Consider the following 15473-nt stretch of genomic DNA (forward strand, 5'->3'; position numbering starts at 1 on the left):
TCTTCTCAACGTCTCTTCAGATATGCCAGGCATCCGTAATTTCATAATAACGTTCTACAATTACCGAATGCCTAATACCCTAGCGCTATCTCAACTGAGTGATAATATTTTCCAACTTCTTGGCCGATTCAAGCCAGGAATAATGACCGATGTTGTTGTACCCTTTCTCTTTGAGCTGTTCGCGCAACGATTCATCGTTGATAATTCTATTCAGTGCATCAACCATTTCCTGATGCTTATACGGGTTAAAATACAGGGCACTATCCGCCAATACTTCGGGTAAGGAGGCCTGGTTCGACGAAACGACGGGACATCCGCAAGCTTGGGCTTCCAATGGAGGAATACCAAAGCCTTCATAGAACGAAGGAAAAACAAACGCTAAAGCGCGTTGGTAAATCGCCACCAACTCTTCATCGGTGACTCGCCCTAAGAATTCAACATTCTTCATGGCGTTCTCATCATTGCCAGAGAAATCCATGCCTGAAAAATTCTTATTCTTTCCACCGATAATCTTAAGTTTAACATCCGTATTTTGACATGCGGCAGAAAAAGCGGCCAGTAAACCATGAAAGTTCTTATGATAGTTAGGCGAAGAAACCGCCAACAGAAAACGCTCATCAGTATTGCTGGCACTCTCGACACTTCTGCGAGAAAAAAGATCGGATACAGCATTGGCGATCACAAAGGTATTTTTCGGATTGTAACCATAAGCCGTCGTAATTTCTTTTTTAGAAAATTCACTAACGGTCAATAGTGCACGGCTGTTTTTTAGCATGATGGGAATCAGCAGGTTATACATCAACCGAAACTTTCTAGAATAGCTCTGCGGGAATTTCTTATAAGTCACGTCATGATGAGTCACGACCTTATTCTTATACCACAGCGGCGCAGTATTCCCTAAATTGATCAACAATGGATTGCCATTGGCTTTCAGATATTTTGGCAGGTCTCGTTGTTCCCATTGATGCCCGGTTCGATGTCCAACCACCTTTACATTGAGCGACTCAGCAGCCTTCGTATTCTTTATGTCACCAGGTGAAACAAAAACGATATCGTCGCGTAGTTCCCGTAGCGCCAGGCTAATCTGTTCAGCAAAGCGCTGCACCCCTGTTAACTCTTGTGTGAGAAATCGTGCATTAACAACAATCATATATACCTCTATGACGACGCCACTATACAATTCAAGCTTATCGTGTCTGCGCTTGGAGCCTTTGGGCATCAGCCACCTTAGAAAACTCATCTTGTCTAAATGACAAAAGCAAAGCAGAAATAATAATCGAGAAAACATACCCTGGATAATTAGTAATCGGGTTGTTATAAACTAAGTTGATAGATAGCGAAATCATCCAATACAGGAACACGCCCGTGTAGAACTGTCCATAGCGGACTTTATTATACAGTTTCAGTAAAATAATTGACGCAGCAAGTAAGAAGATGAAAATTCCCACTCCGCCATAGTTGGAAAGCAAGAAGATATAGATACTGTCCAACGGCAGCGCAGCATCATCACCGACCGCGGCATTACCGTTAACGCCGTAACCTGCTCCGGTAAAAATTGAATAGGTGTCACTATTTCTCACTTCTTCAATCAGTAAGATCCTTTCCAGAATACTTTGCTCTGCATAATTATTATCGCTTGAATAGATAGATTTATAGATCCCCATGTCCGTCATGGTTGCGTAGAAGAATGATGACAATGCCACGCATACAAGCACCACACTGGCTAAACTGGCTTTCAACGATAGGAATCGACGAACAAACAGATAGCCAAAATAAATACCGGCCATAATTATAGCTGTTTTCGATGTGGAACAGACAATACCGGCCGAGACAATCAATATATATCTCAAGCGATTTTTCTTACTAACAAATGGACTTAATATGAGACCGAAGAATAAAAACTCAGATAGTGTAAAAGGACTACTAAAAAGACCTATCGCCCTAAAGAATCCGCTTGCGGTACGTAAAATCAGCCCATTATCTTTTCCCACTTGCGTAAATTGCAATCCAGGACTTACCCCGGTCAGCGCATAAAGCAAACCTGAAAACACGCTTTCCAGTATGGCGAAAATAGCATTGACAACGGTGACTATGACGTAAACTTTAATCAGCCTCATCAGCAATTTCATGCGATGTTCAGGCTCTAGACACACCAAGAGTGCGGCAACCAGCAACGACGAATAGGTAAACAATTCGAAGCGGAATTGCGTAACGACGTTACCAATTTTAAAATTGCTGTTAAGAATAGAAATAAGAACATATGACAGGGAAAGCATAACCATGCCAATAAACAGCAGTAGGTAGCTTCTAAAACCCGGGCCGGTTCTACTCTTATTGGCCGCCAGATAAAGCAGCAAAAACGCCGGTAATGCCAATGAATAGACATCTTTATAAAGCAGTATCAGGCGCGTCGTATTGTGAGCGACGATATTGATAACCCCACTGATTGAAATTACTACCAGATAGGTGATAACAAAATAGTCTGCGAATTTTTTCGATGAGAATCCCATATCAGCTCTTATAAACCTCTTGATAACCCGCAGCCAACCGCCCGGCGTCAAAGGGATTCACATCAACAAACTCGACGCGCTCATTTTTTAAGATTCGCAGTTTTTCCAACGTAAATTCACTTAGCTGATATACATTGGGGTAATGTTCAGCGATTTCAGCAACGCCACCGGCGAAAGAAGTGAAGACGTGCTTGCCGGCAGCAGCCGTTTCCGCTACTGCTCGGCCAAACGGTTCATTCCAGAGTGTAGGCAAATAAACCATATCAATCTGAGCCAGGAAGGATTCTACCGGCACAAACCCCAACAGATGGACGCCAGCCTCCTCCGCCCTGAGTTGCAAGGCGCGGCCTTCATCGGAGGAGGAAAAACGCCCGGCAGCGTAAAACTCCACCTCACCCGGTATCGTCATTTCCAACGCTTTGGCGCAGAACGCCTTGAACCCTTTATCTGCGGTCAAACGGCCAATAAAGCCAATCCGGATAACCGACGACGATTGGTCGGCAACATGACATTTTTTTATCGGATTGTATATGTGGCTGTGTCGGGCATTAATGGCAAAGCCATTATCTTGATGCAATGCAGAGATGTATTTGCTGATGCCGACAAACCTATCGACATTCTGGCTTTTTCGCTTTTTCACCATAGATGTCAACTGGACCGCTGCAGAACCTACATCCATATTTTCCCCATGTTGAAACAGCGTACAGTTATGGTGAAAGAGATAATAATCACGAGCCGTATGGACGAGTTTTATATTCCTTTTTTTGACACAGTCCCAAATCGCAACAGAAAAGCCACTGATGTTATTGGTATGTACCACATCGGGATTAAAATTATCCAACTCTCTGGAGAAAGCCTTTCCCATCATTGGATTGAAATTGTCAACCAAATGCCAGACGACTTTTGACAACTTCCCTTTTTGCTCATTACTGAAAGGCCAGTACAGATTTTTCAGCGGTAAATAAACCACCTCAACGCCATTTATTTCCGTCTGCTTTCTGAACTTTTCATCGTGTAAACAAACTACGCGAACTCTATCGCCTTTTGAAACCAGCTCTTCCGCCAAAAGTTGCACAGACACTTCCGCGCCGCCAACCTTGAATGGTGCATATAATGTATTAACAATTAATATATTCATAATAGCCGGTTTTTATCAGGTATTTCGGCGCCGTAAGACTAGGCGCTTTAGATAAAGAGAGGTTATAAAGACACTTATAACCTCTTGAAGGGAGATTTGCTTTATTACGCGTCTTTACCGCCAGATTTGTATTCGTACTGGTAGTAACCGTAGTTGCCATAATAGCTGCTTGCGCGACGTTCAACGGCGTTCAGAATAATGCCTTTGATCTCGATACCGTTTTGATCGAATCTGCGCACGCTGATCTCGAGTTCTTTAACCGTGTTCATACCGAAGCGCGCGATCATCAGCGCCGTACCGACATGGTGGCCAATAATTGCCGCATCGGTGACAGCCAGGATAGGCGGGGTATCGATCAGAACCAGATCATAATGCTTGTCCGCCCATTCGACCAAATCGGCAAAACGGCTGTGCATCAGCAACTCAGAAGGATTCGGTGGAATCTGACCGCGAGGAATGAAGTCCATTCCGTTAATTTGCGTAGGGCGAACCGCGCTGGCCGCATCGATTTTGCCTGACAAAATATCAGACAGACCATTTTGCCAATTGGCATCCAGCAGTGTGTGTGAATACCCTTTTCGCATATCGGCGTCGATAACCAGCACACGCTGCCCCGCCTGAGCGATAACCGCCGCCAGGTTGATACTGACAAAGGTCTTACCGATGTTTGGACTGGCGCCGGAAATCATCAACACATTATTCTTCGCTTCCATCATCGCAAAATGCAGGCTGGTGCGCAGACTGCGAACGGCTTCGATGGCAAGGTCAGCCGGGTTGCCGACGGCAAGCAACGAGTTAGCGCGCGTATTGGACTTACGATGAGTGCGCAGCAATACTTCACGGTCTTTTTTCTGCTGCCATTCAGACAATGGAATGCTGGCGTAGACGTTGATTCCCCGCTGCTCCAACTCGTCAGGGCTCTCGATTCCATGGTGCAACATGGTTTTAAGCACCACGATGCCGATGGAGAACATCCCGCCCAATACCACACACAGCAGAACAATCAAGGTTTTACGTGGCTGAACCGGTTTTGGCTGTGTCACCGCCGGATCGACAATACGCACATTACCCACGGTACTTGCTTTGGTGATCCCAAGCTCTTGTTGCTTATTCAGCAGCTGCATGTAGATTTCTTTACCCGCATCAACATCTCGGGTTAGCCGCAAGATTTCCTGCTGCGTCTTAGGCATTACGCTAATACGTTTGTTCAGCTTCGCGCGTTCCCCTTCCAGGGTCCCACGCTTCTCCATCAAAGCACGATATGCCGGGTGCTCTTTAGTGTACAGCTTCGATATCTCAGCTTCTTTGAAGGTCAACTCATTCAGTTGTGCCTCGACAGAAACCACGCTGTCCAGCATAGACTTGGCTTCAAGCGACAGATCGACGGAATCATTGTCCTGACGGAACTTATTCAGCTTATCTTCGGCGATGTCCAGAGAGGTTCTCACCTGCGGCAACTGCTCTTTCAGAAATTCGAGGCTCTTGGCCGCTTCTTCCGACTTACGCTCAACGTTCTGCAGCAAATAATTTTTCGAAATGCTGTCGAGCGTTTTACCCACCAGCTCAGGATCTTCCCCTTGCAGGGTCAACGCCAACACGCCGGTGTCCTTGGCTTTATCTTCAACCGTCAACGCCGCGAGCAACGCGTTAATAGCCATCAGATCGCTGCGCTTGGTCACTTTGAAGACCGTACCAGGCGCCGCGTCAATTTCGCTGACCAGCATGGTCACACCTTTTTGATTGACCAGCTCACCCGTTTTGCCTTTGAGGAATTCATCACCATCAACGCTGAGAGCGAAACTGTTTTTATCAATCACTTCCAGCTCAAGGTCTTTTTCATTCCATGAATAAGGAATAGACAAACGCGACAAGGCTATCTTGCCGGGTTCGTTCCCCATCAAACGATTCCAACCCTGCCCAAAGATCGGGAAGTATTTTTGTTCGACGACCGTATTCAGGTTCAAATCTGCGACGGTTTTGCCAAGCACCATGCGGGATTTGATCAGCTCAATCTCCGCCGCAGAGCCAGGCTGTGCCGTAGGTAACATTTCGGAAAGGTTATTGAGGATCGAGTTACCCGAACTTTGTTCAACTTGAATCAATGCATCCGACTGGTATACAGGCGTTGCGAACAGAGAATAGACGATGCCGATCACGGCAAAGAATGTCGTAATCCCTATAATCAGCCACCGATGATCCAGCAGCGTTCCCAGCAACCGACCTAAATCAATCTCATCATTACTTGCGCCCGCAGCCGGACCCAGTTTGCTATTATCAATCATTGTCATCTCTGGTTAACGATTTAATGCTTTTGCCCATTTCTGCGCAGCTTCAGCCAGAAGGTTATATACAAACTCAAACGCTTCGTGACTCTTCTTATACGGATCAGGAACTTCAGCCTGCCCCATCCAGTGAGCGAACAGCATGGTTTTCCCCCTGACTTCGGGGGCTAAACGGCAAACGGCCTCAATGTGACTTTTTTCCATCACCAGTATCAGCGAATATTCACGACACATTTCCTTGGTCAACTGCTGTGCAACATGGTTATCCAAAGAAAGACCATGCTCTTCCGCCACCGCCACCGCAGCCTCATCCGCCGGCTTACCGACGAGTGCGCCGATACCGGCCGACGCGATTTTTTTTTGTGGCAGATGTTTTTTCAACAGCCGCTCCCCCGTCGGAGAACGGCAGATATTTCCAACACAGACAACCAAAACAGAATCAAACATAGCGTATCCTCTACGGCCAGTTACGAATACGCAGCGTACCTTCCGTCAGGTTGTTGAAGCCGTCAATGGTTGGCACCAACTGCGTGACCAGACGATTCCAACGAGCGACCGGCGCCGCAGTGACATAGACAATGTCATAAGGCTGAAGGTGGAACTCTGCCCCCATCACCATGGCTGTCGCATCCGACATATTCAACTGATAGATGTTCGCCAGTTTATTGCCCTGAGTGCCATGCAGAGGTCGAATAACAAAGATGCCTGTCGCATCAGCACTGGACTGCGCTATCCCCTGGCTTGCTCCCAACGCTTCCGTCAACGTCATACCGCTGCGATCCATCTTAAGCGTGGCCGGCGTTCTGACTTCCCCCATCACAAATACTTTCAGGTCGTCATTACGCGGGATATACAGAATATCGCCAGGATAGAGCAGGTGGTTTTGCGTCAGATCGCCATTCTGCATCAGCTTTTGCAGAGACAGATTCGACTCTTTGCCATTGTGCGTGAGAATAATATTGCGCCAGTCTGCATTTTCGGTCAGCCCGCCGGCGGCGTTGATGGCATCCATCACCGTCAATGGCACGTTGGTGATCGGTTGTTGGCCCGACTTGGCGACTTCCCCCGTCACATACGCTTTCTGAGAACGGAAAGCGGCGATATTGACGTCAACCTGTGGGCTTTCAATGTATTGCGCCAGTCTCCTGGCGATTTGATCGCGGATTTCGGTGACCGTTTTGCCTACCACGCTCACCTTGCCGATATAAGGATAGAAAATTGAACCGTCGGCATGCACCCAGTTACCGGTGTCACTGGCGCTGCGGTATTGACCAGCCGGCGTTGTCAACTCAGGATGGTCCCAGACCGTCACGTTAAGAACGTCACCCACACCAATCCGGTATTCATATTTGCTCAGCGACGCATCCAATTGCTCATTGGACTGTGCGATCACTTTCGCAGGACGCAACGAATCCAGCAGCTTAGGCGTCATAGGGTAAATATTAACCAGCTTATCAATGTCGAAGTCAGCATCTTCTTGTTTTACGACTTCTTTTCCACTGGTCGATAAATGGGTTCCAGGAAACACCGTGCATCCACTGATTACGCTGATTGATATCAATAGCGATATCACTTTCAATTGTCGTTTTGCCATCAAATTATCATCACTTTCAAGTAAATGTATCTGCAAAGCTACAATGCTAGCCAACCGTGGCTGCGTCGCTGTAACCTTATCAAAATGCCTGACACTTGCTGCGCCGTCTCTCAATAAGCGCCCTGTTGCAATTTTCAAAAACGTTTATCTGCCGTTGATAAGAGCAAAGCTATTATTGGCAAGATAAATAAGCTGAGAAGCCTCGCATTGGCGAAAATCGATGCCGGGGCCGATTCGGGCTTTAATTTGTATTAATAACAGTATATTGCAGAGCAGCCTGGCAAGTTCGTGCAAAAATCACTCGCCAATGCAACTCAGCAACCCGCTATTGAATGTATACTAATATAAAAATTGAGACAGTGAAATTCCCCAAAATTCAACCACTCTCCTGATTTCCTTACAGTGATCGGGCCGATGGGAAACCATCCAGTCTAGTTCAAAACGCCAGCTGTTCAGCCCATTCCCGGAAAGCCTTGCCCTGAGTAGGATGACGCAAACCGTAGGTGACAAACGCCCGCAAGTACCCCAGTTTTTCACCACAGTTGAACGACTCCCCAACCAACTCTGTTGCCTCTACCGGTTTGTGTTTCAACAATTCGGCAATCGCATCGGTCAGTTGAATACGGCCCCAGGCCCCCGGTTTGGTCGTCTCCAGAAGAGGCCAAATATCCGCTGACAACACATAACGTCCCACCGCCGAATAGTTGGATTCCAACTTGGTTTCCGGCGCCGGTTTTTCGATAATCGACGTGATACGAGCGCTTTCGCCAGGAGCCAGGCTGCTGGCTTCACACTGCACCACAGAATAGTCATGCAGGACGTGTTCATCCGCCGTCTGAACCAACACCTGGCTCAGACCGGTTTGTTCAAAGCGCGCAATCATGTGTGACAGATTGTCTTTCTTCAAATCGGCTTTTGCGTCATCCAGCAAGATATCCGGCAACAGAACGACAAACGGCGAATCACCGACCAAAGGTTTGGCACAGAGCACCGCGTGGCCCAACCCCTTTGGCTGCCCCTGCCGTATATGCATCAGCGTGACGCCTTTTGGCGTTATCGACTGCACCTCATCCAACAGCTGCCGTTTCACACGAGCCTCCAGCATCGCCTCCAACTCGAATGAGGTATCAAAATGGTTTTCGATGGCGTTCTTAGAAGAATGCGTCACCAAGATGATCTCTTTGATCCCGGCAGCAACACATTCATTGACAATGTATTGAATCAGCGGTTTATCTACGATCGGCAACATTTCTTTCGGAATCGCCTTGGTCGCCGGAAGCATACGCATACCCAGCCCTGCCACAGGAATAACCGCTTTCAACTTCGTCATAGTAGCCCTCATTCAATCTGGTGATCGCTTTCAGCCGCAGTGGCGACAGCCTGTTACTTATTCAACGTCTGCTTCAACCAGCGGCTGAAGTTTTCGCCTTCGGAACCGTGACGCAATCCATACTGCACAAATGCCTTCATGTAGCCAAGCTTGTCACCACAATCATGGGATTTACCGCTCATGTGGAACGCTTCCACCGTTTGTTCATCCATCAACATCGCGATCGCATCGGTCAGTTGGATCTCATCGCCCGCGCCGGGTGGCGTCTTTTCAAGCAACGGCCAAATATCGGCGGCAAGCACATAACGGCCAACAACCGCCAGATTGGAAGGCGCATCCTCGCGAGCCGGCTTCTCTACCACGGCCGTCATCGGCGCGCTTTCACCCACAGCGATCGTCGCGCCGGCGCAGTCAACTACGCCATATTTGGACACATCCTGTTCCGGCACCGGTTCAACCATAATCTGGCTGAATCCCGTCTCGTCGAAACGCTGGAGCATTCTGGCCAGATTCTCTGTGCGCAGATCCGCGGTTGCATCATCCAGCAAAACATCCGGAAGCAGCACCACGAAAGGAGAATCGCCTATCATCGGCTTGGCGCACAATACGGCATGTCCCAGTCCTTTCGCCTGGCCCTGGCGCACTTGCATCACGGTCACATCCGGTGGGCAAATGCTTTTTACTTCGGCCAACAACTGACGCTTCACGCGCGCTTCGAGCATCGCCTCAAGCTCAAAGGAGGTATCGAAATGGTTTTCAATCGCATTTTTTGATGAATGGGTAACCAAAACGATATCTTTGATGCCCGCCGCTACGCACTCACTGACGATGTACTGAATTAAGGGCTTATCGACCACCGGCAACATTTCTTTAGGGATGGCTTTGGTTGCCGGCAACATTCGGGTTCCCAAGCCCGCTACAGGGATCACTGCCTTGAGTCTTTTCTGCATTTTCATTCCAATTCATCGTGGCGCTGCATCCCCGCGGCAAGTAAAAAGGGAACATTCATCAAGCATGCTACCGCCCTTGGCTTGCAGCTACCAAAGTACTGTTATTGACGTTTTCACTCACGTCACCCCGTGAGCTAAATCACTTTTTGTAAAGCGGCATTTGCTCTTAATCTGGATTGCCGCACCGCTCACAAAACAATAAAAAAACTGGAGCCTTTATAACCAAACAATGTTAGTTACTGACGTTTATATGGCTAGGATTCTTATACTAATGTCCAAGTGATACAAGCCTTAGATCCCCCCAGCCAGCCGTTTTCAGAATAAGACTACTCATGCCACATACCGTAACGAGCTCCTGACGTGGAGAGAGATTTTAATATTTTGATTTAAATAGATTTATAGAGACGTTCTTTTTATGAGCGAGGCGTATTCCGGCAAAAACAGCCTGATACCGCCCGCCGCTTTCATGCCCAGCATCGGCGAACAATATTTGTTGCGCAAAGTCTTGCAACGCCCGTTTTTGTCGACATGTCCCGGATTAGAGTTGAATTTTGCCGCCTCAGCGCCCATCATTCCCGTGCGGCATAAGCCGTAGAACTTACAGGTGAAATTGGGCGTATGGAATGGATCGCTGATCCAACAATTTGGGCCGGCCTGGCCACATTGGTCGTGCTGGAAATCGTTCTGGGTATAGACAACCTTGTCTTCATCGCCATTCTGGCGGATAAACTACCAAAACAACAAAGAGATAAGGCTCGTGTCGTCGGTCTGTTGCTGGCGCTGGTGATGCGTCTGGCGTTGCTCGCCTCCATCTCGTGGCTGGCGACGCTGACCAAACCGATGTTCATCGTCGCAGAACACCCCTTCAGCGGCCGCGATCTGATCATGCTGGTCGGCGGGATATTCCTGCTGTTCAAAGCCACCATGGAGCTGAACGAGCGGCTGGAGGGCAAGGATGAAGAGCAGCATGGCACACGCAAAGGCGCGCGCTTCTGGCCGGTGGTGGCGCAGATCGTGGTGCTGGATGCCGTCTTCTCGCTCGACTCGGTGATCACCGCGGTCGGCATGGTCGACCACCTGGCGGTGATGATGATCGCGGTCTGTATCGCCATCGGCCTGATGCTGCTGGCCAGCAAACCGCTGACGCGCTTCGTCAACGCTCACCCGACTATCGTCATTCTGTGCCTGAGCTTCCTGCTGATGATCGGTTTCAGCCTGGTGGCGGAGGGCTTCGGCTACCACATTCCGAAAGGCTATCTCTACGCGGCGATCGGCTTCTCGGTGATGATCGAAGCATTGAACCAACTGGCGCAATTCAACCGCCGTCGTTTCCTGTCGAAGGTGCGGCCGCTGCGCGAGCGTACCGCCGAGGCGGTGCTACGCATGCTGAGCGGCAAACATGAAGAAGCCGAGGTCGACAGTCATTCCGCCAATCTGCTGGCCGACAGCGACAGCGAAAACGGCGAGATCTTCAATCAGCAAGAGCGGCGCATGATCGAACGCGTGCTGGGTATGGCGCAGCGCACGGTCAGCAGCATCATGACCTCACGTCACGACGTCGAATACCTTGAGCTGAACGATCCGCAGGAGAAGCTGACGCAATTGCTGGAGCGCAATCAACACACGCGCATCGTGGTGGTAGAAAGCAGCGCCAGCGATGAGCCGTTGGGCGTTATCCACACTATCGACGTCCTCAAACAGCAGCTGGCGCAGGCGCCGCTGGATCTGCGCGCGCTGATACGCCAACCGCTGATCTTCCCGGAACAGCTCACGCTGTTGAGCGCCCTTGAGCAATTCCGCCAGGCACAGACGCACTTTGCGTTTGTGGTCGATGAGTTCGGTTCCGTCGAAGGCATCGTCACCCTGACGGACGTGATGGAAACCATCGCCGGCAACCTGCCGGAGGCCGGCGAAGAGGTGGATGCACGCCACGACATTCAGCAAAACGAGGATGGCAGTTGGACCGCCAACGGCTATATGCCGCTGGAAGATCTGGTGTTGTACCTGCCGATGCCGCTGGAAGAAAAGCGTGAATACCACACGCTGGCGGGGCTGCTGATGGAACACAGCCAGCGCGTGCCGCAAGAAGGCGAACAAATCACGATCGGTGACTACCTGTTTGAGCCGTTGGAGGTCAACAGCCACCGTATCCTGAAAGTGAAGATCACCCCGCCTCCCCCACCGGAGGACTACGAGGTTTAACATTGAGGCCGGGCATTGCCCGGCCTTGGTTTTACTGGGGAACCAGCAACTCCGTCGCCACGATCACCACCACCAGCCCGACAATCACCGGCACCGAAGTGCGCTTCACCACGTCGAACGGTGAGATTTTCGCCATGCCGGAGACCGCCACCACCACGCCGGAGACCGGCGACAGCGTGCGGCCGAGATTAGACGCCTGCAGCATCGGGATCACCAGATAAGCCGGGTTAACGCCCATTTGCGCCGCCAGTTTCGGGATCAGTTCGACAAACGCATAGAACGGCGCATTGCCGGAGCCGGTGGTCATGGCCGCCAGCATGGTGATCACCACCAGCACCAACATCATGATCAAACCGCCGGTGCCGAACGACTGCGCCAGCCCGATCAACCCGCTGATAAAGCCGACGGTGCTCAACCCTTGCGCGAAGACCCCGGCGGCCACCAACAGCATGACCACGCTGGCGAATGCGTCCGCCATGCCGCGATAAGCCACTTCCAGGCCGCTGAATACCTGTTTCGCGCTGAAACTGCGCACGAACTCAATCAATGCCGCCAACAGTATGCACCCCACCAACACGGTAATGATGTGCAGCTCCGGTCCCCATTTACCGTCGAAAATCAGCACGCCGAGGATCGGTGTAAACGGCAATATCGCGTAAAATCCCGGCGCATGGGTTTTGATTTCGCTGACGTCCATGATGTGATGTTGTTCATTGCTCTTTCTGTCGAGATAACGCTGCCAGAAAAAATGCGCCACAGCCATGCAGACAATGGCGGCAATCGAGATAGGCAGCGTGGTTTTGAACGCGAAGTCCACCAGCGGCATCTCCGCCGCTTTGGCCGCCAGCACCACGTCGCCGGACGTCGGCGCCAGAATAATCGCCGCCGGCGAAGCGCAAATGGCAGCCGCCGCGCCGCGGCTGATGCCCACGTTCACCATCAACGGGAACAGCGTCGCCATCAGCAGCACGCCGAGGCCAGTGGCGGAAGAGACCGCCAGCGACATCAGGCAAGCGACAAAATACGCCGCCACCATCAGCAGATAAGGCGAATTGATCATCTGCAGCGGACGCGAAGCCAGCTTGACGACCACGTCGTTGGCGCCGATATGCGTCATGTAGGCGGCAAAGCCGCACAGCATCATGATCATCATGCCGAGATCGCCGCCGCGGCTCATCAGCAAAATCTTGACGTACTCGATCATGTCGGTCGCGCGCCAGCCGGTTGAGACGGCGCCGGACGGCAACAGCGTTTTTCCCATCAGCGCGCTGATGCCGAGCAGCAGCAGCCCCCCCACCAACAAGACGCCGGTAGCGGAATATCCCTTGATAATGTAACGGCCCACGCCCGCCGCGACTGCGGCGCCAATAAGGAGCTCAACCATATGAACCTCAAAAAGCAGAGAAGATAAATTTTTCTGGCATAGTAGTGAAATCCTCAGCCACGACAAGTGATACAAATCAATTCAGTAAACTATTTTTTGGTAATCTCCGGCGCACCTCTAGCAGATACACGGCCGAAACCCGCCTTTCAGGCTCTACAGGAATAAACAAGAAGCGAGGTTAAGAAATCGCATTTAACAACTTAAATTTGTTCATTCACACTTCGCTGTTAGTATAGTTGAGGGTTCTGGCCCTACCGCTATCAAAGAGGTCATTTACATGAATAGGCGTAATCTTGTAAAAACAATAATAGCCGGAACATCGGGTATTTTAGTCGGAAAAACGTACGCAACGGATAATATTCGCAGCATTATTCCCCCTGAGAAAGAAAAAGACTTGCAGTCAACCAATACGCTCTCTGCAATGTCTTTAAAACTAGCGGAATATGACGGCGCGAAATACATTGGTCGCTGTCCAGACATCGACACTTTAAGGAAAGTAATACCGCAATTTCCCAATCAAAAAATCGATGTCGTCAGTTTCTATGCGACAGACACCTTAAAATCCTCCGGCGGAGGAGAGTTTTATGCGGTTAAATCGACCGATCTTAAAGAGAAAAACGGCATCGTCGTTCGTGTCAATGAAGATTGGTGTTGGATCAGACTTGAATCCGTCTCTACCAACATTTGGCCTCTGGAATGGTTGGGAATACGAATAGGCTCACCACAATATGGCGCACTGAATGCCAAAATTTTACAGGAGTCCATCGTCAACAACTATCGTGTCGAACTTGTCTTCCCAAGCGGCATGACCTACCTGCAACCAGGAGTGGTCAAGATCCCCGGAAATTGGGCGGGTGTACTTCGCGGCAGTAATACACGTAATTGCATTATTCGGCCGAGCGAAAACCCTGACGACCCCAATATAATTTTAATAGAATATAATACAGAGAAGAAATTCAGCTGGGGGCTGCGTATCGAAAACCTGTCGTTTGACGGCATGAACTATACACTGAGTGCTATTCGACTGGCAAATGTCGGCTACGTATATACTAACAACCTTCAAATATATTCATTCAATGGTTGTAATCTTTGGTTGGACAAAGTGCAAGACTCCGTCTTTGAAGCCACCAATATTCAAGACGGCGGTTATTCAAGTGGCGATACTTCTGATAATACGAAGACCACTCACCCTGCGTTATTACTGACCAGCACGATAAAAAATGATGCGTGCAACATGATCAGATTTAATAATTGTCAAATTGAAAACAACAAATGCAGCCCTTACATTCGTATCATCAGCGGCATCGGATTGATGTTTAATCAGACCCACGCTGAAATAAGAGACAAAGCGATGTGGGGGAAAAGAGATTTCATGGAAATCGCCAACGCAGATGTACAGATATCTGAACATGCGGGTTCTCGTTTTAGAAATGCGGTGCTTATTAACGGCTATGGCAGAACGACGATTTCCGGCGGCCGAGGCTTAGGCGGCGATCTTACTGTCCGTGCCGAAGGAAAAAGAGGCACGTTGGCATTATCAAATTGCTTGGTCGGCAACATAAATCTCTCCGCGTACAACGGCAATCACCAGTTTTCCAATGTGGTTGCCGCAAATGTCGTCTTAAAGAATACCGCAGGCTCTTTGAGGTGGTTTGGCGGTTCGATGAACGCTCTCGTCGTCGAAGGTTCGGTGAACCCCGCTTTAGGCGCGCATTTTGATGGCGTCCTGGTAACCCAAGATGTCACGTTCTCCGACCCTAAGGATACGCCTCAGCTTTCCCACTCATTCATCAATAGCACCGTGTTAGGCAATATGGCATTTAACTGTATAAACGGCGTGTATTACGCGAACAACATTGCAGGCAATGAGATATTCGGCAAACGGCTCCGCATCGCTATTCCAGGCAATGTACGCACAATGTATGGCACTGCGGCTCCCACCTCCGGTACCTATAGTCAAGGTGACAGAGTGATCAACAGCGCACCTGCCGCTGGGGGATGGGATGGTTGGCGATGTGTGACGGCGGGTACGCCCGGCGTGTGGAAAGGATACGGAAAAATCGCCGATTAATTCCAGTCATGT

At 49.8% G+C, this 15473-nt stretch carries 11 protein-coding genes; 2 read left to right on the forward strand and 9 right to left on the reverse strand.

Going from position 1 to position 15473, the window contains the following annotated elements:
• Positions 1–85: 85 nt before the first annotated feature.
• The 8 genes from ACSBQV_RS07380 to galU (ACSBQV_RS07415) all read right to left on the reverse strand — a co-directional run bounded on the left by ACSBQV_RS07380 (position 86) and on the right by galU (ACSBQV_RS07415) (position 9804).
• Positions 86–1150: a glycosyltransferase family 4 protein gene (locus ACSBQV_RS07380; RefSeq protein ID WP_033650762.1), complete on the reverse strand. Its 1065-nt coding sequence runs from the start codon at positions 1148–1150 to the stop codon at positions 86–88.
• A 37-nt stretch (positions 1151–1187) separates the two neighbouring features.
• Positions 1188–2510: a hypothetical protein gene (locus ACSBQV_RS07385; protein WP_099783564.1), complete on the reverse strand. Its 1323-nt coding sequence runs from the start codon at positions 2508–2510 to the stop codon at positions 1188–1190.
• A 1-nt stretch (position 2511) separates the two neighbouring features.
• The gene (locus ACSBQV_RS07390; protein WP_099783562.1) at positions 2512–3648 is read right to left on the reverse strand and encodes a glycosyltransferase family 4 protein; all 1137 of its coding nucleotides are present in this window, start codon (positions 3646–3648) and stop codon (positions 2512–2514) included.
• A gap of 104 nt (positions 3649–3752) precedes the next feature.
• Entirely contained in the window at positions 3753–5930 is a 2178-nt protein-coding gene (gene wzc, locus ACSBQV_RS07395) for a tyrosine-protein kinase Wzc (RefSeq protein ID WP_099817907.1), read from the reverse strand.
• A gap of 12 nt (positions 5931–5942) precedes the next feature.
• Entirely contained in the window at positions 5943–6377 is a 435-nt protein-coding gene (locus tag ACSBQV_RS07400) for a protein-tyrosine-phosphatase (protein ID WP_033650606.1), read from the reverse strand.
• A gap of 10 nt (positions 6378–6387) precedes the next feature.
• Positions 6388–7524: a polysaccharide export protein gene (locus ACSBQV_RS07405; protein ID WP_099783683.1), complete on the reverse strand. Its 1137-nt coding sequence runs from the start codon at positions 7522–7524 to the stop codon at positions 6388–6390.
• A 436-nt stretch (positions 7525–7960) separates the two neighbouring features.
• On the reverse strand, positions 7961–8854 hold the full coding sequence (gene galU, locus ACSBQV_RS07410; RefSeq protein WP_033650605.1) for a UTP--glucose-1-phosphate uridylyltransferase GalU: 894 nt from the start codon (positions 8852–8854) through the stop codon (positions 7961–7963).
• A gap of 53 nt (positions 8855–8907) precedes the next feature.
• Entirely contained in the window at positions 8908–9804 is an 897-nt protein-coding gene (gene galU / locus ACSBQV_RS07415) for a UTP--glucose-1-phosphate uridylyltransferase GalU (RefSeq protein ID WP_033650760.1), read from the reverse strand.
• Positions 9805–10422: 618 nt separating this feature from the next.
• Between galU (ACSBQV_RS07415) and ACSBQV_RS07420 the strand changes: the two genes are divergently transcribed.
• Positions 10423–12006 carry a TerC family protein gene (locus ACSBQV_RS07420; protein ID WP_033642457.1) on the forward strand — a complete coding sequence of 528 codons (1584 nt, stop codon included), beginning with the start codon at positions 10423–10425 and terminating at the stop codon, positions 12004–12006.
• A 31-nt stretch (positions 12007–12037) separates the two neighbouring features.
• Here ACSBQV_RS07420 and dcuC read toward each other — a convergent pair whose 3' ends face one another.
• Positions 12038–13390, reverse strand: coding sequence for an anaerobic C4-dicarboxylate transporter DcuC (gene dcuC / locus ACSBQV_RS07425; protein ID WP_099783556.1), 1353 nt, complete (start codon positions 13388–13390; stop codon positions 12038–12040).
• Between the two features lie 277 nt (positions 13391–13667).
• Here dcuC and ACSBQV_RS07430 point away from each other — a divergent pair, with 277 nt between their 5' ends.
• Positions 13668–15461 carry a hypothetical protein gene (locus tag ACSBQV_RS07430; protein ID WP_099783554.1) on the forward strand — a complete coding sequence of 598 codons (1794 nt, stop codon included), beginning with the start codon at positions 13668–13670 and terminating at the stop codon, positions 15459–15461.
• The last annotated feature ends 12 nt before the right edge of the window (positions 15462–15473 follow it).

This window comes from Serratia sp. B501 (assembly GCF_051172315.1).
Lineage (GTDB): Bacteria > Pseudomonadota > Gammaproteobacteria > Enterobacterales > Enterobacteriaceae > Serratia > Serratia ureilytica.